Genomic DNA, 24,565 nt, shown 5'->3' on the forward strand with positions numbered 1-24,565 from the left:
GCTTCGCTCCACCTCCAGGCGGCAATGGCAACGGAGGCGATAATGCACTAACAATCAGCACGGACCACTCAGTGGGGCCGGTCAGACTCCGATTGCTGAGCCCACTCCTCCCCCCTCACTCGGAGGGCGTTCTCATCCGCCATGTGCCAGTTATGCTTGAAGACGTCTGCCAAGTAGGAAACACGTTCGGGCGACAAGGCATCCCTCAGTCCCTCTTTGGCCTTCTCATGACGTTGCCGAGCAGCACGGGCCTCTTTTACTTCGTTGTCGAATCGACGCTTTGCTTTCTCGTAACGCTGAAATGCGTCGGCGGTCATAAACCGCTTGGCACCCAAGGGCACCTTCAGCTCCCGTTGACCGGCTTTGGAGAGGTAGGGCCGGACATCTTCAGGGTATGCGCGACGGAAAACGAGCCTTCCCGTGGGCTCTTCACGGACCCAATCAAGGCATTTCAGGCACATAGCCCAATGATGGTGGACAGGGCTGGATTCGAACCAGCGTACGGGAAACCCGGGCAGATTTACAGTCTGCTGCCTTTAACCACTCGGCCACCTGTCCAAACCGTAGCGCTGTGCGAAAAAATCGTACTGCGTTGCGACCGGAGGGGGGCTCAATGACGAAAGGAGGCTTGCCTGTCAATGCTTCCCGTGAAAAGAACGCGCCATGAAAAGAGGACATCGTACCGGAAAGCCCAAGGGCGGATTTCCACGCTTTTACGGCCGCCACGCCGTCACCGCCGCGCTTGCCAACGAGAACCGCATCGTGCGCAAGATATGGGGCACGCGGGAGGCGCTGACGGCGCTGGAACTGCCGCCCGTCCTGCCCATCGTCTATTCCGATGTGGCGGATCTGGGGCGCATGGTGCCATCGGACGCACCGCATCAGGGCATCGTCGCGGAAGTCGAGCCGCTAGACGATGTCTGGCTGGGCGACGTGCTGGACGAAGGGCGCGACGACAGACGGCCGATACTGGTGCTCGATCAGGTGACGGACCCGCATAATGTGGGCGCGATCCTGCGCTCTGCCGCTGCCTTCGACGCGTTGGCGATCGTCACGCAGGACCGGCATTCTCCGGCGGAAACGGGCGTGCTGGCGCGCGCGGCGTCCGGCGCGCTGGAGATCGTGCCGTGGGTCCGGGTCGTCAATCTGGCCCGCGCTCTCGATGAGATTGCCGAGGCGAACTACTGGCGAATCGGACTGGATGGCGAGGCCGAACTGACGCTGGACAAGGCAGTCGGCGAATCCCGCGTCGCGCTGGTACTGGGCGCGGAAGGCGAAGGGCTGCGGCACAACAGCATGGCGCATTGCGACATCCTCGCCAAGCTGCCGATCAGTCCGCGCATGGAATCGCTCAACGTCTCCAATGCCGCGGCCATTGCGCTGTACGCGGCAACGGTCGGCTGAACGGCTGCCAAAAGCGCGGCATTTTGCCGGAATGTTGAAAAGCAGCCGGGGTATCCTATCTCTATTGTGCGGGCCGGGCCCCTCTGGCGGCCGGAATGGTTTCGATGTGCTGCATCGAGCCTCCGGACGTGATGTCGGACCGCATCGGGCGTGCTCGGTGCAGGTTCGGGGAATTGTTTCTCCCCCCTTTCAATTCCTCTGCGACCGCATCAGCACGCTCGATTACTCGCCCGATTGGGCCTGAAATGGAGCAAAAGTGCATGAACGATCCGGCTGCCCGTGAATCCCGCCCCATGGCTTCGATGCTATGCCCCTCCTGCCACACCGCGCTGCATATGTCAGAGCGCCAGGGCGTGGAGATAGATTATTGTCCGCAATGCCGCGGCGTATGGCTCGACCGCGGCGAACTGGACAAGATCCTCGAGCGCAGCGCCCGCGCCGAGACCCCTCCCGCCCAGCCGCAGCCGCAGCCGAACTTCAGGCCGGATCGCGGCTACGCGCCACAGCAGAATACTGGGCATCGGCCGCACTATGAAGGCGACTATCAGCGCAAGCGCCGGAAGAGCTTTCTGGAAGAACTGTTCGACTGAAGACCTTAGGCGCCTTAACTCGGTTTTAGCCACTTCGACCTTAACCGGGGTCATGAAGGTTGAAGATACAGCTACTAACGGCAGGCGTCCAAGAGCGGGCGTCACATGGCTCACCGCGGCGGCTCCATATTTCGTGCTGGCAGTTCTGACGATCCAGTACACCAGCAATGGTCACAATGTCGCGACGGTGTGGCCCGCGAACGCCGTGTTGCTGGCGATGCTCCTGAGCAAGGCGCGCCCCGGCTTCCTGTCGATCCTGAGTGCAGGGTTTGCGGCAATCTTCGCGGCCACTCTTCTCACGCGCGGCGCGCTCAGCGCATCACTGCTATATGGATGCTCAAACCTTGCAGAGGTCGCGATCGCTGCCCTGATGTTGCGTGGTCGGGTCGACGGCAACGGCCTGTTGAGTACACCCAAGACCGTGGGCTGGTTCATTCTGGTGGCGGGCCTGATAGCGCCCGTCGTCAGCAGTTTCGGCGGTGCGGCGACCGGATGGCTGGTGTTTGGGCACAGCTTCGGGCCGTCGCTCAAGACATGGTTCATGAGCGATGCTTTGGGACTGCTGGTGTTCACGCCGTTTTTCCGCGCAGCGTTCAACGGAGACTATGGACGTTGGTTACGCGACCTGAGCTGGGCCGAACGCGTTGAGGCAGGCGTCGTTCTGGCCCTGAACGCGATGTTGACCTGCCATGTCTTTTTCATCGCCCCGCGACCGCTGCTCTTCGCCCTCTTTGCGCCCGTCATGCTTGCCACATTCCGCTTGGGAAGCCTCGGCACAAAGCTTGCCATCCTGACGGTGGCGATCATCGGCACCATGGCTACCATGCAGGGGGTGGGGCCAGTGGCGATGCATACGAGTGATCTTGCCGAGCAGTCTTACCTCTTCCAGGGTTTCTTATTGGTGCTGCTCGTCACGTCGCTGCCCGTGGCGGCCGACCTGTCCGCGCGGCGTAAGCTGGTCAGCGATCTGGCGGAGAATGAAAAGGCCCTGCGCCTGCGCGAGACGGAATTGTCGCTGCTCGCTTCGACCGACAGCTTGACCGGCGTTCTCAACCGGGCCGCATTCCGCGAAAAGGCAAAGGCTGAGATGGCCCATAATCATGGCCAGCCATTATGCCTCGTCGCCATCGACCTCGACCATTTCAAGGATGTGAACGACAATTGGGGTCATCATGTCGGCGACGCAGCCCTGGTTCATGTGGCGTCGGTGCTGCGCGCCCATCTCCGGGGTGGGGACGTCATCGGGCGCCTGGGCGGCGACGAATTCATGCTCATCCTGTCGGGCACGAGCCTCGATCGCGCCAACGAGGTCTGCGATCGATTGCAGGCGTCATTGAGGGAGCGCCCGTTACATCTGCAGGGCGGGCCCGCGGTGCTGCTTGCCATGAGTTGCGGCATTGCGGCCTGGGATGGCGAGACAAGCTTCGATGAGCTTGCGCAGATCGCCGATGCCTCGCTCTATCGGTCGAAGGCCCAGCACCCCAAGCGTATGCGGCTGTTCGCGTGAGAGATCCTGCCCGGCGATCGAGCCGGAGCCGCCTTTAGCGGATCAGTCGTTCAGGCTTTCTCCAGCGTACACTGAAGAGGGTGCTGGTTCTGGCGCGCGAAGTCCATGACCTGGTTCACCTTCGTCTCAGCCACTTCGTAACTGAATATCCCGCAGACGCCGACGCCGCGCTGATGCACATGCAGCATGACCCGCGTCGCCTCTTCCATGTCCATCTTGAAGAAGGTCTGCAAGACGTGGACGACGAACTCCATCGGCGTATAGTCGTCGTTCAGCATCAGCACCTTGTAGAGCGAGGGCTTCTTGGTCCGGGTACGCGTGCGCGTGGCGATGCCGACGCCGGGACCGGTCGTCCCGGTTCCGCCTTCGTCATCCTTGCCGTCGTCGCTCATCCGAACGGCGTGTGCGTAGTGTGTGTGTGCGCTGATCATCCTGTTGCAGGATATGGCAAGTTGCCGCCGCGACGCAAGAGGCTGCCGCGGCCGTTCACCATTAAAAAGCAGGCATCTCCCGCACGATACGCATAGAAAAAGGTGGCCATCCGACGCCGGACGGCCACCTCTCCCACTTACATCGTCAAAGCCGTTCACCGGCTTCGATCAGCCCCATCAGGCGGCGAGCGACTTTACCTTGTCGGTAACGATCGACACGCGGCTGCTGATCGGCTGGGCCACTTCACCGGCCAGCTTGAGCAGCGCTTCGCTGGTCTTCGCGCTTTCCTTGGCGAAGGCATCGAATGCGCTGGAGAGCATTTCGCTCTGAAGCTGGAAGAATTCGGTCGGCGACTTGGCAGCGGCAAGGCTCTTCATCGTGGCGCTGGCCTTTTCGAAGGTCAGGCGGCCATATTCGGCAGCGTCCTGGCCCATGGCTTCAACGCCCTTGGCTGCGATCTTGCCCGATTCGACGATCGCTTCGACATTGCCCTTGGCGATTTCGGCCATTTCCTCGATTGCCTTGGTCGACTTTTCGACGCCGCTCTTCGCCTTTTCGTTCAGATCGGTGAAGGCCGACTGGAAACGGGTCTTGGCATCTTCGGTGTACTTGCGGGTGTTTTCGATCACGTCGTTCACGGTGTTCTTTCCTTCTGCTGTCGCCGTGAGAACGGGTTCTTCCTTCTCCGGCGCATTTATATCCAATGAGGGGGTTTGTTGCGCTACCTTGCCATCTGGAACGGTATTGGCGGCAGCGGCGACCGGCTGGACCGGAACCTCCACCGTGGCGACAGGAGCTGGTTCGATCGGCGCCGGTACGGCAGGCGCCTTTGCCACCACGGGTTTAGCCGCGACTTTGGGGGCGGCGGCAGGAACTGCCGGCGCCTTTGATGCTGGTTTGGGTTTCTGCACGAAAGGAACCTTCGGCGCAGGAGCCGGGTTCGTTGCCTTCTCCGCAGCCTGAAGCGCCTCTCGCGCCGTCAGTGCGACGCCCTTACCACCAGCGAGGGGCGGCTTCGGAGCCTTGGTTGCAGTCTTCTTCGGTATGTCAGCCACAGCGACCTCCCATTTATGTTGCGGTGCACAATATAGGAACTTAACACTGACATCAAGCGTTTTGTTGCACTGCAGCAAAAAAGCGTCAGCGGCTCCTGACGTAGCTTCCTGGCGCGTCTTCCAGAGCGGGTAGACTGCCTTCTCCAGGCTGGCGCGCGCCATCCGCGGCGATCACTCCGGGCCCGCGTTCACGCAGCCATTCGATCCAGTCGGGCCACCAGCTTCCTCGCGTTTCCTTCGCCTGCTCGATGAATTGATCAAGCGTTTTGGCGGGCTCCTCGGACGTCCAATACTGATATTTGTTTGCCGCCGGAGGGTTCACGACGCCAGCGATATGCCCCGATCCTGCGAGCACGAATCGGTGCGGTCCGGTGAAATGGTCGACGAGTTTCCAGACGCTTTGCGGCGGCGCGATGTGGTCCTCACGGCCTGCCTGGATATAGGCGGGCGTCTTCACCAGCGACAGGTCGATCGCGGTGCCCTCGACTTGCATCTCCCCTGCCCGCACCAGCTTGTTGTCGCGGTACAACTCTTTCAGATAGGCGCGATGCCATTTCGCAGGCAGGTTGGTCGTGTCGCCATTCCAGTACAGCAAGTCGAACGGCGCATAGTCGTTCCCCAGCAGATAATTGTTGACCACATAGTTCCAGATGAGGTCGCGCCCGCGCAGCAGGTTGAACGTCGCCGCCATATAGCGTCCGTCGAGTACGCCTGATGTCGTGAGCCGATCGATCATCGCCAGTTGCTCGTCATTGACGAACAAGGTGAGATCGCCCGCCTGCGCGAAATCGACCTGCGCCGTGAAGAACGTGGCGCTCGTCACCTTCTCCGCTTCTCCCCGCGCGGCGAGCAGCGCCAGCGTCGCGGCCAGCGTGGTTCCGGCAACGCAATAGCCGATGGTATGGACGCTCGGGACATCCAGCAATTTGCGGACCGTATCGATCGCGTCGACCTGACCGCGGAGGATGTAGTCGTCCCACTCGACATCGATCATCGTCTCGTCAGCCGATTTCCACGATACCATGAAGACAGTGACGCCCTGATCCACGGCCCATTTGACGAAGCTCTTCTCGGGGGCGAGATCCAGTATGTAGAAGCGATTTATCCACGGCGGGAAAATGATGAGCGGCGTTTCGAGTACCGTCTCGGTCGTCGGCGAATATTGGATAAGCTGGTATAGCGGCGTTTCGTGGATCACCTTGCCGGGCGTCGCGGCGATGTTGCGTCCCACTTCGAAATGGCTGCCATCCGTATGCGTCAGCTGGCCTTTTTCGAGGTCCGCCAGCATGTGCTTCAGGCCCCTCAAGAGATTCTCTCCGCCGCTCTCGATCGTCTTTTCGAGCACCGCGGGATTGGTCAGAAGGAAATTGCTGGGCGACATCGCATCGACAATGCCGCCGGTCGCGAAACGGATCTGTTCCTTCTGCTTGGGGTCGAGGCCGTCCACATTATCGACAAGCTTCGTCATATATTCCGACGTCAGCAGATAGCCCTGCCGCAGCAGATCGAACAGCGGGTGCTTCTCCCACGCCGGATCGGCGAAGCGACGATCCTTGCGCGCGGCGGGGCTTTCGGGCGGCGCGGGGTCGGGCGTCGCCTTCATCCAGCCCGAGCCATCGACGAACCGCTGCCACAACGCCACGCTCTCGTTGACGAAATCCGTGTTGACGCGCGTGAGCGCCGATGTGTCGAACGGCTGCTTGCCCTCGCTCATCAGGCGAGTGGAATGCTCCAGCATCATCTGCTGCCCGCGCCCGATGATCTGAGTCCACTGCTGCATCTGCTCCAGTGTAGGGACGATCGCCTCAGCCATTTTGGCCGCCGGCTCAATGACGCGCTCGCCTACCGGCTCCCCGTTGGAGCGAGGAGCCTCTGCAGCGCCTTGATTCGGCATTTCGGGGGAACTGCTGCCGCCAGCGTCCCGCTGCTTCTTGCCTGCCTTCGCCATCACTCGCTCCTGCGCAGAAAACCGCGCTCTTGTTCTGGCCAGTTGTCCCGGCCCAGTCTATACCGCACTTGCTCCAATGGAGCTAAGTCCAGGCATCTTGCCATTCATTAGAGAGAAGACACAAGGCCGCCAGGCACCCTCAAGGAAAGTATCGACCAATGTCCGAAGAATTCTACCGCATGAAACGCCTGCCCCCTTATGTCATCGCCGAAGTGAACGCGATGCGGGCCGCGGCGCGTGCGGCGGGTGAGGACATCATCGACCTGGGCATGGGAAATCCCGACCTGCCGCCCCCCGATCATGTGATCGCAAAGCTGGTGGAAGTGGCGCAAAAGCCCGATGCGCATGGCTATTCCGCGTCGAAGGGCATTCCGGGACTGCGCAAGGCTCAGGCCAATTATTACGGCCGCCGCTTTGGCGTGGATGTCGATGCCGAGACCGAAGTCGTCGTCACGATGGGGTCGAAGGAAGGGCTCGCCAGCCTCGCCACGGCGATTACCGCGCCCGGCGATGTCGTACTTGCGCCTAACCCAAGTTATCCAATCCACACCTTTGGTTTCATCATCGCGGGCGCGACGATCCGATCCGTTCCGACCACGCCCGACGAGCAGTATTTCCGCTCGCTGGACCGCGCCATGGCCTTCACCGTGCCGCGCCCTTCGATACTGGTGGTCAATTATCCCTCCAACCCGACTGCGGAGACCGTCGATCTCGCCTTTTACGAGCGGCTGGTCGCCTGGGCGAAGGAGAACAAGGTGTGGATATTGTCCGACCTTGCCTATTCGGAACTCTACTTCGACGGCAATCCGACGCCCTCGATCCTGCAGGTGCCGGGTGCGAAGGACGTCGCGGTGGAGTTCACATCGCTCAGCAAGACCTATTCCATGGCCGGCTGGCGCATCGGCTTTGCAGTGGGCAACAAGCAGCTGATCGCGGCAATGACGCGCGTGAAGAGCTATCTGGACTATGGTGCCTTCACGCCGATCCAGGCGGCGGCTTGTGCAGCGCTCAACGGCCCGCAGGATATCGTCGAGAAGAACCGGCAACTCTATCACAAGCGCCGCGACATATTGGTCGAGAGCTTCGGTCGCGCCGGGTGGGACATCCCCGCACCGCGCGCGTCGATGTTCGCCTGGGCGCCCCTGCCCCCGGCGCTCAAGGAGATGGGGAGCCTCGAATTCTCCAAGCAGCTGCTCACCCATGCCAAGGTCGCGGTGGCGCCGGGCGTAGGCTATGGCGAAGATGGTGAAGGTTATGTCCGCATCGCCATGGTCGAGAATGAGCAGCGACTGCGGCAGGCGGCACGCAATGTGAAGCGCTATCTACAGAGCATGGGCGTCAACACACCCACTGCAAAGGCAGCGATCTGATCATCCTCGTCGAGACGGCCCGCCGGATAGCCACGATATCCGGCGGCGCTCGTCCGCCAATAGCAAGAACGGAGAGTCCGGTTCGGTGATCCCCCTTCCGCAAGTCAGCCAAGTCGCACAGACGATCCAGCTCGCTCTTGCCCCGGTGTTCCTGCTTGCCGGGATCGGCGCATTCCTGAACGTGTGCGCCGGCCGCCTCGCCCGCGTCATAGACCGCGCGCGCGTCGTCGAACCGCTGGTGATGAGAACCCGCGGCGCAGAACATGACCGTTACGTGGATGAAATCCGCAGACTCGACCGGCGCATATCCGTCGTCAACGCCGCGATCCTGCTGACGGTGGCGAGCGGCGCGGCAGTGTGCCTGGTGGTGATATTGCTGTTCGCCTCCGAACTCGTCCATGCCCGCATGGGCCGACCCATCGCCATTCTCTTCATCATGTCGATGCTGCTGCAGGCCGCTGCTTTCATCACTTTCATCATAGAGATCAGGCTGGCATCCCGGACCATCCACATCCGTAACGAAGTGCTGTTCCACAAGGCCGACACGGAAGACGAAGAAGCCGGATGATCGAAAAGCGCCTGTTGCAGGCCATCGTCGCGCTCGCCTGTGTCGTGCCGTTAGTGACGGGCGGCACCGGCATCCTGTCCGGTCCCAACTGGGTGCATGGCGTGGGTTCGGTGCCGGTCGATCTCGATAGCCACTTCCGCTACATGAGCGGCATCTTCTTTGGCGTTGGCCTCGCCTTCTGCACGTGCGTGCCCGATATCGAAGCGAAGGGCGAACGGTTCCGGATGCTCGGCGCGTTCGTGGTGATCGGCGGTTTGGCGCGGCTTTGGTCTCTCTTGTCGGCAGGCGCACCGTCTCAGGGGCACATCCTCGGGCTTTGCATGGAGCTGGGCGTGGTGCCGTGCCTGATGGCATGGCAGGCCGCTTTCGCGCGACGCGTCAGGGCAGCTTAGCGCCGTCCAGTTCCGGACCCGCATCGATGGTGGGCCGGAAGTCCGGCCTCAGCACAAGCCCTGCCGCCTGCTCATAGGCAAAGCCCACGTCCAGCAACCGCTGCTCGTCATAGGCCGCGCCGATGAATGACAACCCCACCGGCAGGCCACGCACCAGCCCCATCGGAACCGTCAGATGCGGATAGCCTGCTATTGCCGCCCTGCCGGTCGCACCGCCGGGCCCCTCATATTGATCGCCCCACGCGGTGTCGGATAGCCATGCAGGGCCGTAGTTCGGCATCACGATCAGTTCGACGGCATTGTCGGCCAACATCCTGTCGATGCCTTCCGTGCCCGCCAGCCGCAGTGATTTCCTGCGCGATGCGATATAGGCGGGATCGTTCAGCCCTTTCGTCGCTTCGGCCTTGAGGAAGGTGTCCTGCCCGAACAATGGCATTTCGCGGGCGGCTTCCTTCGCATTGAACGCGATCACGTCTGCGAGCGTCCGCGTGGGCACCCGGTCGGCGCGTGTGGTCGCGAGATAGGCATTCAGGTCCGCCTTCAATTCGGCATGCAGCACGTCGCCTTCTGCGTCGCCCATGCCGTCCGTCGATGTCGGCTTGATCTCGACCAGTATCGCGCCTGTCGCCTTCAGCGTGGCGAGCGCGGCATCGAACCGGGCGATCCATTCCGGCTGCGCGCCGATGCGGATGAGACCGATGCGCATGCCCTTGATCCGCGCGGGGTTCAAAGCGGCGGCGTAATCGTGGCCGTGCGCGGCGGCATCGCGGGTTGCGGGATCTTCGGGGTCGCTGACGATCATCGCGGAGAATAAGGCGGCCGCATCGCGAACATCGTGCGCCATGGGGCCCGGCGTGTCCTGGCTATGGCTGATAGGCACGACACGGGTGCGCGGCACCAGTCCAACGGTCGGCTTTAGCCCGACGAGCCCCATCATCGCACTGGGGCAGATGATCGAGCCATCCGTCTCCGTTCCCACAGCCGCCGCCGCAAAACCCGCCGCGACCGCAGCGCCGGAACCGCTCGACGATCCGCATGTGGTACGATCGAGCGCGTAAGGATTGCGCGTCAATCCGCCCACTGCGCTCCAGCCGCTGAGCGAGCGGGTCGAACGGATGTTCGCCCATTCGGACAGGTTCGTCTTGCCAAGGATGACCGCGCCCTGTGCCCGCAGGGCTGCGACCAAGGGTGCATCGCGATCATTGTCGTTGCGGGCCAGTGCCAGGGACCCGGCGGTGGTAGGCATGCCCAATGTCTCGATGTTGTCCTTGATCAGAACGGGAACGCCATGCAGAGGCCCGCGCACCTTGCCCACACGGCGCTCGACGTCCAGTGCTTTCGCGTCCGCCAATGCTTCCGGATTGAGGGTGATGATACTGTTGAGCCGGGGACCCTTGCGATCCATGGCGGCGATGCGGTCGAGATATGCCTGCACCGCCTTCACGCTATTCGTCTTGCCGCTCGCCATGCCTTCGGCGAGGCTCGCGACGGTTTCGTCGGCGATGCTCTTGGCACTGGCCGTCGATGCGGAGACGAGCAGCGCGACGGCAAGCAAGGCGGAGGCACGCATCGGCATTCACTTTCGAAGAAAGACCTGACGCACATACACAAAGCGCGCCATGCAAACATGAGAGGGGCCGCCGGGTCCAGCCCGACGGCCCATCATTTGCATGGTCAGCGGCCGGAAATGCCGCCCAGGGAAACGTGGATCGCGCTATTTTCGATACAGCTCCTCAACCAGCTCGCGCGGTGCAGGAGGCACTGAAAACTCGAAAATTGACGCTAACGGCGTCGCTCAGCGGCGCGTTTCCCGAATGGACTTGACCGACCCCAATACTGAACCATGAGACATCGGATCACCTCCTTTCGCTATGTTGAAAACACTGCGTGCCGGTTTGGGCAGTTGCCTGTTCCGGCGACACCCGATTTGTGAATCAAACGGGGCCTCCGATCAAGGCTTGTAATAATCTTTTTTGCCATCATACTTGATCGCTCGCGCCGCTCCGCAGGCAGGTGGCTCAGCCCCGGCAATCCTCGACGACGCGCGTGATTTCAGCCCATGTCGGCAACACCATCGGAGACGCGCCGGGGACTTCGATCAGGAAGCGCCCGCGGCTGAACGCGATCTGATCCAGCGCCGCGTCTCCCGCCGCCCGAACCGCGATGAATTGCGGGCTGCTGGCGGGCGAAGGCTGCAGCGGCCACTGCACGGAACCGAAGGTCGTTCGCACCGTCATCTGCCCTGCCCCCGGTGCCGTTCCGGGCACGAAAATGATCCGGCGAGTGGGCAATTCGCACCGGAACGTCAGCACAGCCGGCGCACCCGTAACGCCGAATATCGCCGTGGTTGACGCGCCCTCCGCCTGATAGCGCCATGCGCCCGCCGTGAGGGGCCAGTCCCGCCATTCACGCGAAGGCGGAGCGCTTGGGGGCGACGCTGGCACTGGCGCCGGCGCCGATGCCGGCACCGGTGCAGGCGCGTCTCGCGGCGGAGCGACACATGATGCAAGAACGACAAGGGGGGCGAACGATAAACGGGAAAAACGCATGCGCCGGGTATGGCCCAGCGCGGAAGCCGCCTCAACCGCTAATCGGTGTGGCGTGGGATTGCGCGATCAGGCGTAAATTGCGGGCCGGTAACGCGGCTCCGGAATTGGATAGCCCTGTTCCCTCGCAACCTCCAGCCAGCCAGTCACAGCATCTCGGATGTTGCTGACCGCCTCTTGCGGTGTGTTGCCATGCGCCGAACACGGGCGGAGATCAGGGACGTCCGCGATCCAGCATTCATCCTCTTCTGACCAGAAGACATTGATATGATAATGCGGTTCAATCGTCATTGATGCCGAGCCCATAGGTCTCCACTATATCCACACGGACGCCAGCCAATCCTTCCACTAAGCCTTTTCACCCTCCAAACTTCCGCTGCGTCTTGCCATACCGCAGCTTCCGCGTGCCCGGCTTGCCCTCGCTCGCTCGTCCCCTCGGCGCGGCGATTTGCTGTTCGGCGGGCAGCCCGAGTTCCTCCGCTTCCAGCTTGCGGATTTCGTCGCGGATGCGGCCGGCTTCCTCGAATTCCAGGTCGGCGGCGGCGGCGCGCATCTTCTTTTCGAGGTCCTCGATATAGGCGCGCAGGTTGTGGCCGACCATGTGCGGCCGGTCTGCGTCGCCAGTGTCGACCAGCACGCTGTCCTTGTTGGAGACGTGCGCGATGATGTCGCCGATGTTGCGCTTGATCGTGGTCGGCGTGATGCCGTGTTCGAGGTTATACGCCTCCTGCTTTTCCCGGCGCCGCCCGGTTTCATTGAGCGCCCGCTCCATGCTGCCGGTGACGCGATCGGCATAGAGGATCACGCGCCCGTCCACGTTGCGCGCGGCCCGCCCGATCGTCTGGATCAGCGAGGTTTCGGATCGCAGGAACCCCTCCTTGTCGGCGTCGAGAATGCCTACCAGCCCGCACTCCGGAATATCGAGTCCTTCGCGCAGCAGGTTGATGCCGACCAACACGTCGTAAACGCCCAACCGCAAATCGCGGATCAACTCGATACGCTCCAGCGTCTCCACATCGCTGTGCATGTAGCGGACCTTAAGCCCCGCCTCATGCATGAATTCGGTGAGGTCCTCCGCCATCCGCTTGGTCAGCGTCGTGACCAGCGTGCGGTATCCCGCCGCCGCCGTCTTGCGCGCTTCGTTGATGAGGTCGTCGACCTGATCCTCGACGGGCTTGATCTCGACCGGAGGATCGATGAGTCCAGTCGGACGGATCACCTGTTCGGAGAAAACGCCTCCCGTCTGCTCCATTTCCCAGGTGCCGGGAGTCGCGGAGACGCTGACCGTCTGCGGCCGCATCGCGTCCCATTCGTTGAAACGCAGCGGCCGGTTGTCGATGCAGCTCGGCAGGCGGAAACCGTATTCGGCGAGCGTGATTTTCCGGCGGTGATCGCCCCGCGCCATCGCGCCGATCTGCGGCACGGTCTGGTGGCTTTCATCGACGAACAGGAGTGCGTTCTCGGGGAGATATTCGAACAAAGTCGGCGGTGGCTCGCCCGGCAAGCGGCCAGACAGGAAGCGCGAATAATTCTCGATCCCCGCGCAGGAACCCGTCGCCTGGATCATCTCCAGGTCGAAGTTCGTCCGCTGCTCCAGCCGCTGCGCCTCCAGCAGCTTGCCCTCCATGACCAGCTCTTTCAGCCGCTCCGACAGTTCATGTCGAATCGCCTCCATCGCCTGTTTCAGCGTGGGGCCCGGCGTGACGTGGTGGCTGTTCGGAAAGACCTTCACATAATCGAGCGTCGCGATGCGCTTGCCGCTCAGAGGATCGAACTCGGCGATCTCCTCGATCTCGTCGCCGAAGAAGCTGATGCGCCAGGCGGTGTCCTCATAGTGCGACGGGAAGATCTCCAGATTGTCGCCCTTCACCCGGAAATTGCCGCGCGCGAAACCCATGTCGTTGCGCTTGTACTGCAGCGCCACCAGCTTGCGGATCATTTCGCGCTGGTCGGCCACTTCGCCCTTCTTGATGGGGAAAGTCATCGCCGAATAGGTTTCGACCGAGCCGATGCCGTACAGGCAGGAGACCGACGCGACGATGATTACATCGTCCCGCTCCAGCAGCGCCCGCGTCGCCGAATGGCGCATACGATCGATGCTTTCATTCGTGCTCGACTCCTTCTCGATATAGGTGTCGGAGCGCGGCACATAGGCTTCGGGCTGGTAATAATCGTAATAGCTGACGAAATATTCGACGGCGTTGTCGGGGAAGAAGCTCTTGAACTCCCCGTATAATTGTGCGGCAAGGATCTTGTTCGGCGCGAGGATCAAGGCGGGCCGCTGCAGGGCCTCGATCACCTTCGCCATGGTGAAGGTCTTGCCCGATCCCGTGACGCCCAGCAGCACCTGGTCTCGCTCTCCGCCCAAGGCGGTCTGCACCAGTTCCGCTATCGCGGTGGGCTGATCGCCCGCCGGTTCATAGTCGGACACGAGCGTGAACGGGCGGCCGCCCTCGGTCTTCTCGGGACGCGCCGGGCGGTGGGGGACGAAGTCTTCGCCGGTCTCTGGTTCGGCGAGTGAGGTTCGGATTTGAATAGCCATTGCGCACTGATATGGTTCCTCCCGAAACGCGGCGCAATGACTGTGCGGCGACAGGGGGAAACCGGGCCATGAAAACGACGATATTATTGTGCGGCGCGGCGCTTTTTCTGGTCGGCTGCGACAAGACGGCAGAGACCGGCCCAATGACAGCCGAGCAGGTCGCCGACAAGATGGACTCAGTGAAGCTGGAGCCGGGCCAATGGGAAGCGACGCAGGAGATCGTCGACGTGCAGATGACGGGCCTGCCCGAAGGATCGCCCGCCGGAGCGATGAAGCAGATGATCGGCCAGAAGAACACCGTCAAGCACTGCATCACCCCCGAACAGGCCGCAAAACCCGGCGCGGACTTCCTTGCGGCGCAGAAGGACGCCAAGTGCACCTACGCCGATATGGACATGAACAACGGCACGATTAACGGCGCGATGACGTGCAGCGCGCCCGGCAATCCGAAAGCCGTCATGAAGATGACGCTGCAGGGCACCTATCAGCCCGCCAGCTACGCCGTGGCCATGGAGATGCAGTCGGAGGGTATGCAGCAAGGCATGGGCATGACGATGAAGATCAAGAGCCAGGGCAAGCGCATCGGCGATTGCCCGGCAGGCAGCGCGGGGTAGGCTGACGGCCGATGACCAGCTTCACTGTCAACGACCGCCCGGTCCGCTATCGCATGGACCCGGAGACGCCGCTGCTCTGGGCGCTACGGGATGCCTCCAATCTCACCGGCACCAAATATGGCTGCGGCACTGGCGACTGCGGCGCGTGCACGGTGGACATCGACGGCGAGGCGATCCGATCCTGCCAGATCACCATCGCGCAGGCGGAGGGCCGCTTCGTCACCACGATCGAGGCGCTCTCCCCCGATCGCAGCAATCCGGTGCAGCAGGCCTGGGTGGCGGAAAACCTCCCCCAATGCGGCTTCTGCCAGCCCGGCATGATCATGGCCGCCGCCGTGCTGCTCAAAAGGAATTCCGATCCCACCGATGCCGACATCGATGCGGCGATCACCAATCTCTGCCGCTGCGGCACCTATCCGCGCATCCGCGAAGCCGTGAAGCGCGCGGCCCGCATCCAGCGCGGCGATGAACAGGTCGCCGCCGCGCCGCCGCCCGGCGTGCCGCTGCACGACGCCGCGCGGGCCGTCCCGGCCTTGCGGGCGCCATGACCAACTAGGCGATTTCGGACTCGTCGACCATCGGGCGACTTTCCCGCGTGCCGCGCATCCTGCTGCGAGCATCATCGGCATCGGCGGCGATAATGACGTGGTCGTCATGGACCTCTACGAGCGTTCCAACGAAAGGAAACTCGCTTAAGGGGCCGGTGACGCGATAGCTAACCGTATCTCCCACCTTGAACGACTGCGCGTCGAAGTTGAATTCGAAGGGACAATTGTCACCCATTCCCTGCATCGATCCTGCTCCATCCATTTTGATTCAGTATAGACCGGCGACGACGGAATTCCAGATCTTGAGGGAAGCCCACTCGAATCCTTTCGCAAAGCTGTCACATCAATTCAGCATCACGACATCGCCAGTCCTTTAGATAAGGTGCACAAGGGGGTCGAGCTGACCCCGGGTGAGGACCAGGCAGATGACAATGAGAAAGATGATACTTGCCGGACTGATGGCCGCGACAGCGCTTGGCGCCGCCGCCCCAGCCTATGCCCAGCGTGACGAGAACAATGGATGGCGCGGACGCGGCAATGGTGGCGAGATGCGCCAGCAACGCCAGGAACAGCGTCAGGAGCGACAGGTGCAACGCCAGGAACGTTGGCAGCAGCGTCCAGAAGCCCGACAGGAACAGCGTCCCCAGATCCGCGCCGAAGCTCGTGCCGAGTCCCGGGGCGGCGATTGGCGCAACCGCGCCGAAGCCCGCCAGCCGCAGGTCGTGCAACAGCAGGTCGCACCACAGATCCGCCGTGAGGATGGCCGCCGCGACGACGCCGCTCGCAACTGGCGCCAGAATGACCAGAACCGCGACGGCAATCGCAACTGGGGCAACCGATCAGGCGACCGTCAGGACGCCGGCCGCGACAACTGGCGTAATGATCGCAACGACGGCCGCAACACCGATTGGCGCAACGATGGCCGCAATGACGGGCGGTACTCCAACAATCGCGGCTATACCGATAACCGCTATAGCTATCGCGAGGGCAACCGCGCCTTCGACGGCCGCAATCGGTTGGACAACCGTCAACGCTGGTCGAACCAGCGCCGTTGGGACAGCGGCTGGCGCAACGACAATCGGTATGACTGGCAGAGCTACCGGCGCAACTATGGACAGATCTATCGTCCCGGCCGTTACTATGCCCCGCGCGGCTGGAGCTATGGCTATCGGTCCTTCTCGGTAGGCATCTATCTCGACAGCCTGCTCTATTCGAATAATTACTGGCTGGACGACCCCTATCAGTACCGCCTGCCGCCCGCTTACGGCACGCTGCGCTGGATCCGCTATTATGACGATGCGCTGCTGGTGGACACCCGCGATGGCTACGTCGTCGACGTGATCAACGGGTTCTTCTACTAACGTGCCAACCGCTTCCTGAACTGGCCTTCAGGAAAAACTGGGCCCGGAGCGGAAACGCTTCGGGTCTTTTTTGTAACATGCGATCTTGTCCAACGGGATGCGCACTGGCAGTGACCGGACAATGCAGGACGACCTGATCGACGATGGCGGCACCGCCTCCCCGAACCGCGCCCGCATCGGCGAGGCCGTGCGCAAGCGGCTGGACCGCAACCCGATGGTCAGCCGGATCGAAACGGACAAGCTCGACATTTACGGGCGTCAGGCATTCCTCAGCCCGCAGGAATGCGCGGCCCTGCGCGACATGATCGACGCCGATGCGCAGCCTTCGACGCTCTTTTCCGGCAGCGCCAATGCGGATTATCGGACGAGCCACAGCTGCAACCTCAATCCCTGGGACCGACTGGTCGAGGGCATCAGCGACCGCATCGGCGCCCTGCTCGGCATAGATCCCGCGCATGGCGAAACGCTGCAGGGCCAGCGCTATACGTCGGGTCAGGAATATAAGGTCCATTGCGATTATTTCCCCGTCACCGCCAATTACTGGCCTGCCATGTTACGCTCGGGCGGGCAGCGCAGCTGGACCGCGATGATCTATCTGAGCGACGTGGCGGAAGGGGGTGAGACGCATTTCCCGATATGCGAATTCATGATCCCGCCGAAGCAGGGCATGATCCTCATCTGGAACAATATGGACCGCGCCGGAGCCCCTGCACAAGCCAGCCTCCACGCCGCAAGGCCCGTGGTCAGCGGGACCAAATATGTCGTAACGAAATGGTTTCGCGAACGTCCGTGGAGACCAGGCAGAGCCACCTGACATCCCGTCCGCCCTGAGCGAAGTCGAAGGGTTATGCTGAGCCACAGGTGAAGCCACTTCGCTGCGCTCGGGAGGAGGCTTCGACAAGCTCAGCCCTAACGGTTGAGGAGGATTGCTCACCTTCCCATTGCAGTCTCCACACCCCACCCCGTTCGCCCTGAGTAGGGGCTGAGCTTGCCGAAGACCCGTATCGAAGGGCCGTGCTATGCCAGATCCTTCGATACGCCATTTCGCCCTTCGACAAGCTCAGGACTTCAATGGCTACTCAGGACGAACGGGTGTGGGACGCCACTCCGGCCGTTACACTTTATTACCGTGGCTTTCAGTTTCCTGACGCGGCCGTTCCCCACCCGTTCAGAACGAATCTGCAATAAAGGCGTTGTTGATGCTGGGACGTGCCCCTTTTCCGAAGGGCGACCCTGCAACGGCAAGGAATAAACGCCCCATTTTGAATGGAGAGACGAAATGCGTAAGTTCATCATCCTGGCCCTGATGGCCGCGACCGCAATCCCTGCGAGCGTGTCGGCGCAATCCGCCGGCGAAGTCCGCCGCAGCCAGCGCGACCTTCGCGAGGAGCAGCGCGAATTGCGTGACGCCCAGCGCTATGGCAGCCCCCGCGATGTCCGCGAGGAGCGCCGCGACGTTCGCGATGCCCGCCGCGAAGTGCGCGAGGACCGCCGCGATTACCGTCAGGAGCGTCGCGAAGACTGGCGCGACTATCGCCAGAGCCATCGCGGCGACTATGCCCGCGGCAACTGGCGCGCCCCGTTCCGCTATCAGCAATGGCGTCCCGGTGCCCGGATCTCGTCCAACTTCTACGGGCCGCGCTATTACATCAACGACCCGTATCGCTATCGCCTGCCCCGCGCCGGTGGCCGGGATCTGCGCTACGTCCGCCACTATGACGACGTGCTGCTGGTGAACGTTCGCACGGGTCGAGTGGTTCAGGTCTACAACCGCTTTTTCTGGTAAGCGGCCAAGCAATGAAAGCCCCCGCGCCACTTAGGGTGCGGGGGCTTTTCGCGGTTGATGGGGCTTTGGCGAAACACCCGATGGCCGCGCGCTCCCTTGCCGGAGCAGCGCGGCCGATGATCATCGGGGGAGGTGACGACCATCAGTCCGAAAGGGGGGTGGACCGATGGTTCAAAACAAGACAGGGCCCGGTTTGTTCCGGACCCCGTATTCACGCGTATAGCGCCTGCGCGATCAGCTTGCGGCTGTTGTCGATGCCGTACAGCTTAATGAAGCTTCCCATGCGCGGGCCCTGATCGGCGCCCAGCAGTGTCTGGTACAGTGCCTTGAACCAGTCGCGCAGTTCGGCAAAGCCGAAATGTTCATCCTTGCCAATGGCATAGACGATATTCTGGATGTCCTCCGCGCTGGCGTCTTCAGGCAAGGCGGCGAGGTCCGCGTCCAGTTGCCGCAGCGCCGCGGCCTCGTTCTCGGTGGGCGCGCGCCGCTTCAAAGTCGGCGCGACGAAATCGCGGTGATAGGCCAGCGCATGCCCGATCAGCGCGGCAAGGTCCGGATGCGTCTCCGGCGTGGCATCGGGCACATAGTTGCGCAGATAGGCCCAGACCTGCTCCGGCTGCGCCTCTCCCATTACGCCGACGAGGTTCAGCAGCAACCCGAACGTCACCGGCAGCTTGCCCTCGGGCGGCGGGCCATCATGGATATGATGCACCGGATTGCCGAGCCGCTGCTCGATCGCCTGACCCTCGTAGTTTCCTCGAAACTGCCAGTACTCGTCCACCGCGCGCGGGATCACACCCATGTGCAGCGACTTGGCCTTCTTCGGCTCGCGATAGGCATAGAAGGCAAGGCTCTCCTGCGGCCCATAAGTCAGCCATTGCTCGAGGCTGAGCCCATTGCCCTTCGACTTGGATATCTTCTCGCCATTTTCGTCGAGGAACATCTCGTAATTGAAGCCCTCCGGCGGACGCGCGCCCAAGGCACGGGCTATCTTGGAGCTTTGCGTCACCGAATCGATCAGGTCCTTGCCCGCCATCTCATAATCGACGCCCAGCGCGACCCAGCGCATCGCCCAGTCGACCTTCCACTGCAACTTCGCGCCGCCCGACAGGATCGACTGCTCGACGGTCCCGCCTTCATCGACGAAGCGGATGATCCCCGCGTCGGCGTCCACCACCTCGACCGGGACCTGCAATACGATCCCGCTCTTGGGGCTGATCGGCAGCACCGGCGAATAGGTCGCCTGCCGTTCCTTGCGCAGCGTCGGCAGCATGATGTCCATGATCGCCTGATAATGGCGCAGCACATTGCGCAGCGCGTCGTCGAACTTGCCGCCGCGATAATAGTCGGTGGACGAGGCGAACTCATATTCAAAGCCGAAGCGATCGAGGAAATCCCGCAGCATCGTATTGTTATGGTGCGCGAAACTCTCATATTTCCCGAACGGATCGGGAATCTGCGTCAGCGGCTTACCCAGATGCTCGCGCAGCATGTCGCCGTTCGGCACATTGTCGGGCACCTTGCGCAAGCCATCCATGTCGTCGCTGAACGCGATCAGCCGCGTCGGAATGTCCGACAGCGCATGGAACGCATTGCGCACCATCGTCGTGCGCAGCACTTCGTTGAACGTCCCGATATGCGGCAGGCCCGAGGGGCCGTACCCCGTCTCGAACAGCACATAGCCCTTTTCCGGCGCGCCAATGGGATAGCGCTTGAGCAGCTTGCGCGCCTCTTCATAGGGCCAGGCCTTGGAGGCAAGAGCGGCGTCGCGCAGGGAAAGGGCTTCGGTCATGGACATCCCGTGGATCAGTAGGAGCCTGATCCCTTAGCGACAGAAGGCCGCCGCTTTAAGCCTTTTGTGCGCGTTTCGCTAACATCAGGAAATTGCACAATCTCTCGTCCGACTTCGCAATTCCTTAACCAGGATCAACTATCCCGGCAGGGTAAAGGAGTGCTGCCATGCAGGCCAAACGCAGCCGGGTTCGTGTCGCTGTGGACATCCCGGTCACGGTGACCACCGTTCTGGATTCACAAGAAGCGACCGTCATCAATCTCAGCCAGTCCGGCGCGCAGGTTCAGGGCGTCACCCTGCCCAAAGGCACCACTTTCCAGCTCGATTGCGAAGGCGTCACCACATACGCCAAGGTGATGTGGGTGGACGAGGCCGACCGCATGGGCGTCCGCTTCCCGTTCAGCCTGCAGGAAGGACCTCTTTTCGAGGCGCTGAAAGGCGTCAACCGCACGCACCGCCGTGGCATGCCACCTGCAAGCCTGCCGGAACTGGTGCCTGCCTATGCGGGGTTCGGACGTCGCGGGCGATGAGCTGAAGAAGCGGCGATAGTTGCGCCTGCTTCACTCCAGCAAACTGGACCGGCGCAGCGCGAACGATCGCCAGCGGCCTCAGAATAGCTCGGCCCCTCCTTTATCCGACGCATTTCCAGTAAAACAGGTTTCCCCTTTGTTCCCCTTGCCCTAAACAGCGCCGGTGAACCCCGCCGCGCCGCCTTCGTCCCTTGCCTTTCCCGCCCTGCATGCCAGCCATGGCGGCATCTGGCTGCGCGAGAATGGCGAGACCCGCGGCATATCGAAGGGCGAGGCGGTCAGCCGCGCGGCCGAAACGCCCGTCATCCTGCTGAATGCGCCGCTCGCCGGGCAGCGCCTGGGCTATCCCGACCTGAATGGGTTGGACTTGCTGGAGTTATGGGCGTTCGTTCATCCCGCCCGCTTCGTGGTGCCCACCGCCAAGGGTCTCGCAGAGGCGCTGGACCTCGCCGCGCCAGCGACCGAAGCCGACATTCCCGCTCTCTGCCACGCCATAGCCGAGCGGCTGATCGCGCAACTCTCCGCGCCCGACTGGCCGGAGCGGGAGGGCGCATGGACGTCGGCGCAATCGCTGCACCGCCTGCGCTGGCCATGGGCGCAGCTCGTCATGCCGCACCTTGCGACACCCCAACAGGCGGAGCGCTGGCTGTTCAGCAAGCTGCCGGAATGGGAGGAAACAGCCGCTCGTCCTGCGCCGCGCACGATCAGCCTGGATGGCGACAAGGTGCTCGATCGCCTCGACATGCTCACCGGCAGCGGTGCCGAACCGCGCCCCGGCCAGCGCGCCTATGCCGAGAACGCCGCCGCCAGCTTCGCGCCGCGCGCCATGCGCGACCAGCCCAACATGCTGCTCGCCGAGGCAGGCACCGGCATCGGCAAGACGCTGGGCTATCTTGCCCCCGCCTCGCTCTGGGCCGCGGAAGCGAACGGCGCGGTCTGGATCTCCACTTATACCAAGGCGCTGCAACGCCAGCTTGACCGCGAAACGCTGCGCCTGTTCCCTAACGCCGAGACCCGCAAGAAGCGCGTCGTGGTGCGCAAGGGCCGCGAGAACTATCTCTGCCTCCTCAATCTGGAGGACGCGCTGCAGGGCGGTTTCGCGGGTCGGGCCGCGGTGCTGGCGCAACTCGTCGCGCGCTGGGCCGCCTTTACCAAGGATGGCGATATGGTCGGCGGCGATTTGCCCGGCTGGCTGCCGACCCTGTTCCGTCGCAACGGATCGACGGCGCTCACCGACCGGCGCGGCGAGTGCATCTATGCCGGCTGTCCGCACTACCGCAAATGCTTCATAGAGCGCGCCGCTCGCGCCTCGGCCGACGCCGATATCGTCATCGCCAATCACGCCCTCGTCATGATCAACGCCGCGCGCGGACGCGAGGCAGGCAATCAGCCGAGCCGAATCGTCTTCGACGAAGGCCATCATTTGTTCGACGCCGCCGATTCGACCTTCTCCGCCCTGCTCTCGGGCCAGGAAGCGATCGAGCTGCGTCGCTGGGTGATCGGCCCGGAAGGCACCTCGCGCGGCCGCCGCAGGGGCCTTGCCGCCCGCCTCTCCGACGTCGCCAGCTATGACGCGGAAGGCGCGCTCGCCATTGAAGCCGCTCGCCATGCCGCGCAGGCCCTCCCCGGCGACGAATGGCTGAAGCGCGTGGTCGCAGGCGATCCCTTCGGCCCCGTCGAAGCGCTGCTCGCCGCCGCACGCGGCACCGTCTACGCGCGCGCGGCGGAGAGCGGCAAGGATGCCGACGCGGGCTACGGCCTCGAAACCGAACTGGCCGAGCCGGACGGCCCGCTGGTCGAGGCTGCACAGGCGGCCGCCGAAGCGCTCGATGCGCTTCTCCGCCCCCTCACGCACCTCGCCAAGCGCCTTGAAGCGGTGATCGAGGACGCGCCCGACTGGGTGGACGGGCAGGCCCGCGCCCGCATCGAAGGCGCCATCGCCTCGCTCGGCTGGCGCTGCGATCTGGTGGCGGCGTGGCTCGCCTTGCTCTCGCGCATCGGCGGCCCCGCCGATCCCGATTATGTCGACTGGCTCGCCGTCGACCGCTACGAAGGCCGCGAATATGACATCGGCATCCACCGCCACTGGCTCGACCCGACCAAGCCACTGGCCCAAACCGTGCTCAAACCAGCGCACGGCGTCATCGTCACCTCCGCCACGCTGAAGGGCGGCGGCGGATGGGACCTGGCCGAAGCGCGCAGCGGCACGCTCCATCTCCCCCGCCCCGCCGCGCGGTTTGAAGCAGCCAGCCCCTTCGACTATCCCAATCAAGCCGAAGTGCTGGTCGTTACCGACATCAAGCGCGGCGACATCGCAGCGATGTCAGGCGCCTACGCCCGCCTGATCGAGGCGGCGCAGGGCGGCACCCTCGGCCTGTTCACCGCGATCCGCCGCCTGCGCGCCGTCCATGCCCGCATCGCCGACCGCCTCGCCCGCGCCGGGCTCCCGCTGTTCGCGCAGCATGTCGATCCGATGGACACCGGCACGCTGGTCGACATCTTCCGCGACGATCCCCGCGCTTCGCTGCTCGGCACCGATGCGCTGCGGGACGGTGTGGACGTGCCCGGCGATTCGCTGCGCCTTGTCGTCATGGAGGGGGTACCATGGCCCAAGCCCACCGTGTTGCACGCCGCGCGGCGGCTGGCGGGCGGCGGCAGCGCCTATGACGACGCGCTGATCCGCGCCCGCCTGGCGCAGGCTTTCGGCCGCCTGATCCGCCGTGCCAGCGATCGCGGCTGCTTCGTCATCCTCTCCGCCGCCATGCCCAGCCGGCTCCTCTCGGCCTTCCCGCCGGGCGTGGCGATCCGGAGGGTCACACTGGACGAGGCGATCCTTTCCGCCAGCCGACTTTCTGTACCGGAGCCTATTGGCGCGCCCCCCGCTTTCGTGCATCAGGACCCTGGCAGCGACCCCTGACGAGCGGTGGAGATATAATGAAGCGCCTGACCCTGTTGCGGCACGCCAAGTCCGGCTGGGACGATCCCGTAAAGCGTGACTTCGACCGCCCGCTCAACGAACGCGGAGAGCGCGCCGCCAGGCTGATGGGCCGCTTCGCCCGCGATCAGAATATGCGCTTCGAGCTTCTGCTCGCCTCACCCGCTACGCGCGTGATCGAGACGCTGGATCACTTCATGCAAAGCTACGGTCAGTCAGTCGAGACCGTCTGGGACCGCCGCATCTATCTCGCATCCTCCGCTACGCTGCTCGATGTCGTCCATGGCGCCCCGGATGCCGTGGACGCGCTGATGATGGCCGGCCACAATCCGGGCCTGGAGGACCTGATCCTCGACCTCGTGCCCGAAGACGGCCGCAACACCGCGCTGCGTGACGAGGTAGAAACCAAGCTCCCCACCGCCAGCCTCGCGACCCTGGAATTCGACGTCGATCATTGGGCGGACATCAAGGAAGGCAGCGCGACCCTGCTGTCCTTCACCCGCCCCCGCGATCTGGACGCGGCGCTCGGGCCGGAGATGCATTAGGGGGATTTTTACTGAAGGGGTTTGGCCAGTTTTGACCCACCCATGCCATGAAGTGCTCAACTTACTTGTTCATAGCCGACATCGAGCATCCCAAAGGGGC

23 protein-coding genes and 1 tRNA gene are annotated in these 24,565 nt (G+C 63.2%); 14 read left to right on the top strand and 10 right to left on the bottom strand.

The annotated features are described in order from the left end of the window. Nucleotides 1-471: 471 nt before the first annotated feature. Nucleotides 472-558 (bottom strand) — tRNA-Tyr (locus QHC67_RS10615). A 105-nt stretch (nt 559-663) separates the two neighbouring features. On the opposite strand from QHC67_RS10615, the gene rlmB reads away from it, so the two are divergent. From rlmB to QHC67_RS10630, 3 genes are all read left to right on the top strand, one after another. Then, complete coding sequence (gene rlmB / locus QHC67_RS10620; protein ID WP_319294109.1) at nt 664-1,404, top strand: 23S rRNA (guanosine(2251)-2'-O)-methyltransferase RlmB; 741 nt, start codon at nt 664-666, stop codon at nt 1,402-1,404. A gap of 260 nt (nt 1,405-1,664) precedes the next feature. Beyond that, a complete protein-coding gene (locus QHC67_RS10625) occupies nt 1,665-1,994 on the top strand; it encodes a zf-TFIIB domain-containing protein (RefSeq protein WP_319294111.1) in 330 nt (109 codons plus the stop codon). Nucleotides 1,995-2,046: 52 nt separating this feature from the next. Then, nucleotides 2,047-3,501 (top strand): diguanylate cyclase, encoded by a 1,455-nt coding sequence (locus QHC67_RS10630; RefSeq protein ID WP_319294113.1) that lies wholly within the window; start codon nt 2,047-2,049, stop codon nt 3,499-3,501. Between the two features lie 50 nt (nt 3,502-3,551). Here QHC67_RS10630 and clpS read toward each other — a convergent pair whose 3' ends face one another. The 3 genes from clpS to QHC67_RS10645 all read right to left on the bottom strand — a co-directional run bounded on the left by clpS (nt 3,552) and on the right by QHC67_RS10645 (nt 6,801). Then, the gene (gene clpS, locus QHC67_RS10635) at nt 3,552-3,893 is read right to left on the bottom strand and encodes an ATP-dependent Clp protease adapter ClpS (RefSeq protein ID WP_319294114.1); all 342 of its coding nucleotides are present in this window, start codon (nt 3,891-3,893) and stop codon (nt 3,552-3,554) included. A 216-nt stretch (nt 3,894-4,109) separates the two neighbouring features. After that, complete coding sequence (locus QHC67_RS10640; RefSeq protein ID WP_319294116.1) at nt 4,110-4,988, bottom strand: phasin family protein; 879 nt, start codon at nt 4,986-4,988, stop codon at nt 4,110-4,112. Between the two features lie 85 nt (nt 4,989-5,073). Next, complete coding sequence (locus QHC67_RS10645; protein ID WP_319294229.1) at nt 5,074-6,801, bottom strand: class I poly(R)-hydroxyalkanoic acid synthase; 1,728 nt, start codon at nt 6,799-6,801, stop codon at nt 5,074-5,076. A gap of 293 nt (nt 6,802-7,094) precedes the next feature. Between QHC67_RS10645 and QHC67_RS10650 the strand changes: the two genes are divergently transcribed. The 3 genes from QHC67_RS10650 (at nt 7,095) to QHC67_RS10660 (ending at nt 9,266) form a co-directional block, all read left to right on the top strand. Then, a complete protein-coding gene (locus tag QHC67_RS10650) occupies nt 7,095-8,306 on the top strand; it encodes an LL-diaminopimelate aminotransferase (protein WP_319294118.1) in 1,212 nt (403 codons plus the stop codon). An 85-nt stretch (nt 8,307-8,391) separates the two neighbouring features. Further along, entirely contained in the window at nt 8,392-8,874 is a 483-nt protein-coding gene (locus QHC67_RS10655) for a DUF2721 domain-containing protein (RefSeq protein ID WP_319294120.1), read from the top strand. Continuing rightward, a complete protein-coding gene (locus QHC67_RS10660; RefSeq protein ID WP_319294122.1) occupies nt 8,871-9,266 on the top strand; it encodes a DUF4345 domain-containing protein in 396 nt (131 codons plus the stop codon). The genes QHC67_RS10655 and QHC67_RS10660 overlap by 4 nt, the downstream gene beginning before the upstream one ends. Here the strand turns inward: QHC67_RS10660 and QHC67_RS10665 are convergent. The 4 genes from QHC67_RS10665 to uvrB all read right to left on the bottom strand — a co-directional run bounded on the left by QHC67_RS10665 (nt 9,253) and on the right by uvrB (nt 14,354). Then, nucleotides 9,253-10,842: an amidase gene (locus QHC67_RS10665; RefSeq protein ID WP_319294124.1), complete on the bottom strand. Its 1,590-nt coding sequence runs from the start codon at nt 10,840-10,842 to the stop codon at nt 9,253-9,255. The two genes, QHC67_RS10660 and QHC67_RS10665, sit on opposite strands and share 14 nt — an antisense overlap. Nucleotides 10,843-11,284: 442 nt before the next feature. Then, entirely contained in the window at nt 11,285-11,710 is a 426-nt protein-coding gene (locus tag QHC67_RS10670) for a hypothetical protein (RefSeq protein WP_319294126.1), read from the bottom strand. A 171-nt stretch (nt 11,711-11,881) separates the two neighbouring features. After that, complete coding sequence (locus QHC67_RS10675; RefSeq protein ID WP_319294128.1) at nt 11,882-12,118, bottom strand: type II toxin-antitoxin system HicB family antitoxin; 237 nt, start codon at nt 12,116-12,118, stop codon at nt 11,882-11,884. Between the two features lie 52 nt (nt 12,119-12,170). Next, nucleotides 12,171-14,354 (bottom strand): excinuclease ABC subunit UvrB, encoded by a 2,184-nt coding sequence (gene uvrB / locus QHC67_RS10680; protein WP_319294130.1) that lies wholly within the window; start codon nt 14,352-14,354, stop codon nt 12,171-12,173. Between the two features lie 68 nt (nt 14,355-14,422). On the opposite strand from uvrB, the gene QHC67_RS10685 reads away from it, so the two are divergent. Both QHC67_RS10685 and QHC67_RS10690 read left to right on the top strand, forming a co-directional pair. Next, the gene (locus QHC67_RS10685) at nt 14,423-14,968 is read left to right on the top strand and encodes a DUF3617 domain-containing protein (RefSeq protein WP_319294132.1); all 546 of its coding nucleotides are present in this window, start codon (nt 14,423-14,425) and stop codon (nt 14,966-14,968) included. Between the two features lie 11 nt (nt 14,969-14,979). Next, on the top strand, nt 14,980-15,516 hold the full coding sequence (locus QHC67_RS10690; RefSeq protein ID WP_319294134.1) for a (2Fe-2S)-binding protein: 537 nt from the start codon (nt 14,980-14,982) through the stop codon (nt 15,514-15,516). A gap of 4 nt (nt 15,517-15,520) precedes the next feature. Here QHC67_RS10690 and QHC67_RS10695 read toward each other — a convergent pair whose 3' ends face one another. Next, nucleotides 15,521-15,760, bottom strand: coding sequence for a hypothetical protein (locus QHC67_RS10695; protein WP_319294136.1), 240 nt, complete (start codon nt 15,758-15,760; stop codon nt 15,521-15,523). Nucleotides 15,761-15,941: 181 nt separating this feature from the next. Here QHC67_RS10695 and QHC67_RS10700 point away from each other — a divergent pair, with 181 nt between their 5' ends. The 3 genes from QHC67_RS10700 (at nt 15,942) to QHC67_RS10710 (ending at nt 18,663) form a co-directional block, all read left to right on the top strand. After that, nucleotides 15,942-16,877, top strand: coding sequence for an RcnB family protein (locus tag QHC67_RS10700; protein WP_319294138.1), 936 nt, complete (start codon nt 15,942-15,944; stop codon nt 16,875-16,877). 121 nt (nt 16,878-16,998) lie between these two features. Beyond that, on the top strand, nt 16,999-17,691 hold the full coding sequence (locus tag QHC67_RS10705) for a 2OG-Fe(II) oxygenase (RefSeq protein WP_319294140.1): 693 nt from the start codon (nt 16,999-17,001) through the stop codon (nt 17,689-17,691). Nucleotides 17,692-18,156: 465 nt separating this feature from the next. Next, the gene (locus QHC67_RS10710; protein WP_319294142.1) at nt 18,157-18,663 is read left to right on the top strand and encodes an RcnB family protein; all 507 of its coding nucleotides are present in this window, start codon (nt 18,157-18,159) and stop codon (nt 18,661-18,663) included. Between the two features lie 211 nt (nt 18,664-18,874). Here QHC67_RS10710 and QHC67_RS10715 read toward each other — a convergent pair whose 3' ends face one another. Next, a complete protein-coding gene (locus tag QHC67_RS10715; RefSeq protein WP_319294144.1) occupies nt 18,875-20,455 on the bottom strand; it encodes a lysine--tRNA ligase in 1,581 nt (526 codons plus the stop codon). Between the two features lie 167 nt (nt 20,456-20,622). Between QHC67_RS10715 and QHC67_RS10720 the strand changes: the two genes are divergently transcribed. The 3 genes from QHC67_RS10720 (at nt 20,623) to QHC67_RS10730 (ending at nt 24,465) form a co-directional block, all read left to right on the top strand. Further along, nucleotides 20,623-20,985, top strand: a complete 363-nt coding sequence (locus QHC67_RS10720) for a PilZ domain-containing protein (RefSeq protein WP_319294146.1) — start codon at nt 20,623-20,625, stop codon at nt 20,983-20,985. A 163-nt stretch (nt 20,986-21,148) separates the two neighbouring features. Beyond that, on the top strand, nt 21,149-23,902 hold the full coding sequence (locus QHC67_RS10725; RefSeq protein WP_319294148.1) for an ATP-dependent DNA helicase: 2,754 nt from the start codon (nt 21,149-21,151) through the stop codon (nt 23,900-23,902). Nucleotides 23,903-23,919: 17 nt separating this feature from the next. Then, on the top strand, nt 23,920-24,465 hold the full coding sequence (locus QHC67_RS10730) for a histidine phosphatase family protein (RefSeq protein ID WP_319294150.1): 546 nt from the start codon (nt 23,920-23,922) through the stop codon (nt 24,463-24,465). Nucleotides 24,466-24,565 lie beyond the last annotated feature (100 nt).

Origin of the sequence: Sphingobium sp., assembly GCF_033795625.1 — a bacterium.
Taxonomy (GTDB): Bacteria; Pseudomonadota; Alphaproteobacteria; order Sphingomonadales; family Sphingomonadaceae; genus Sphingobium.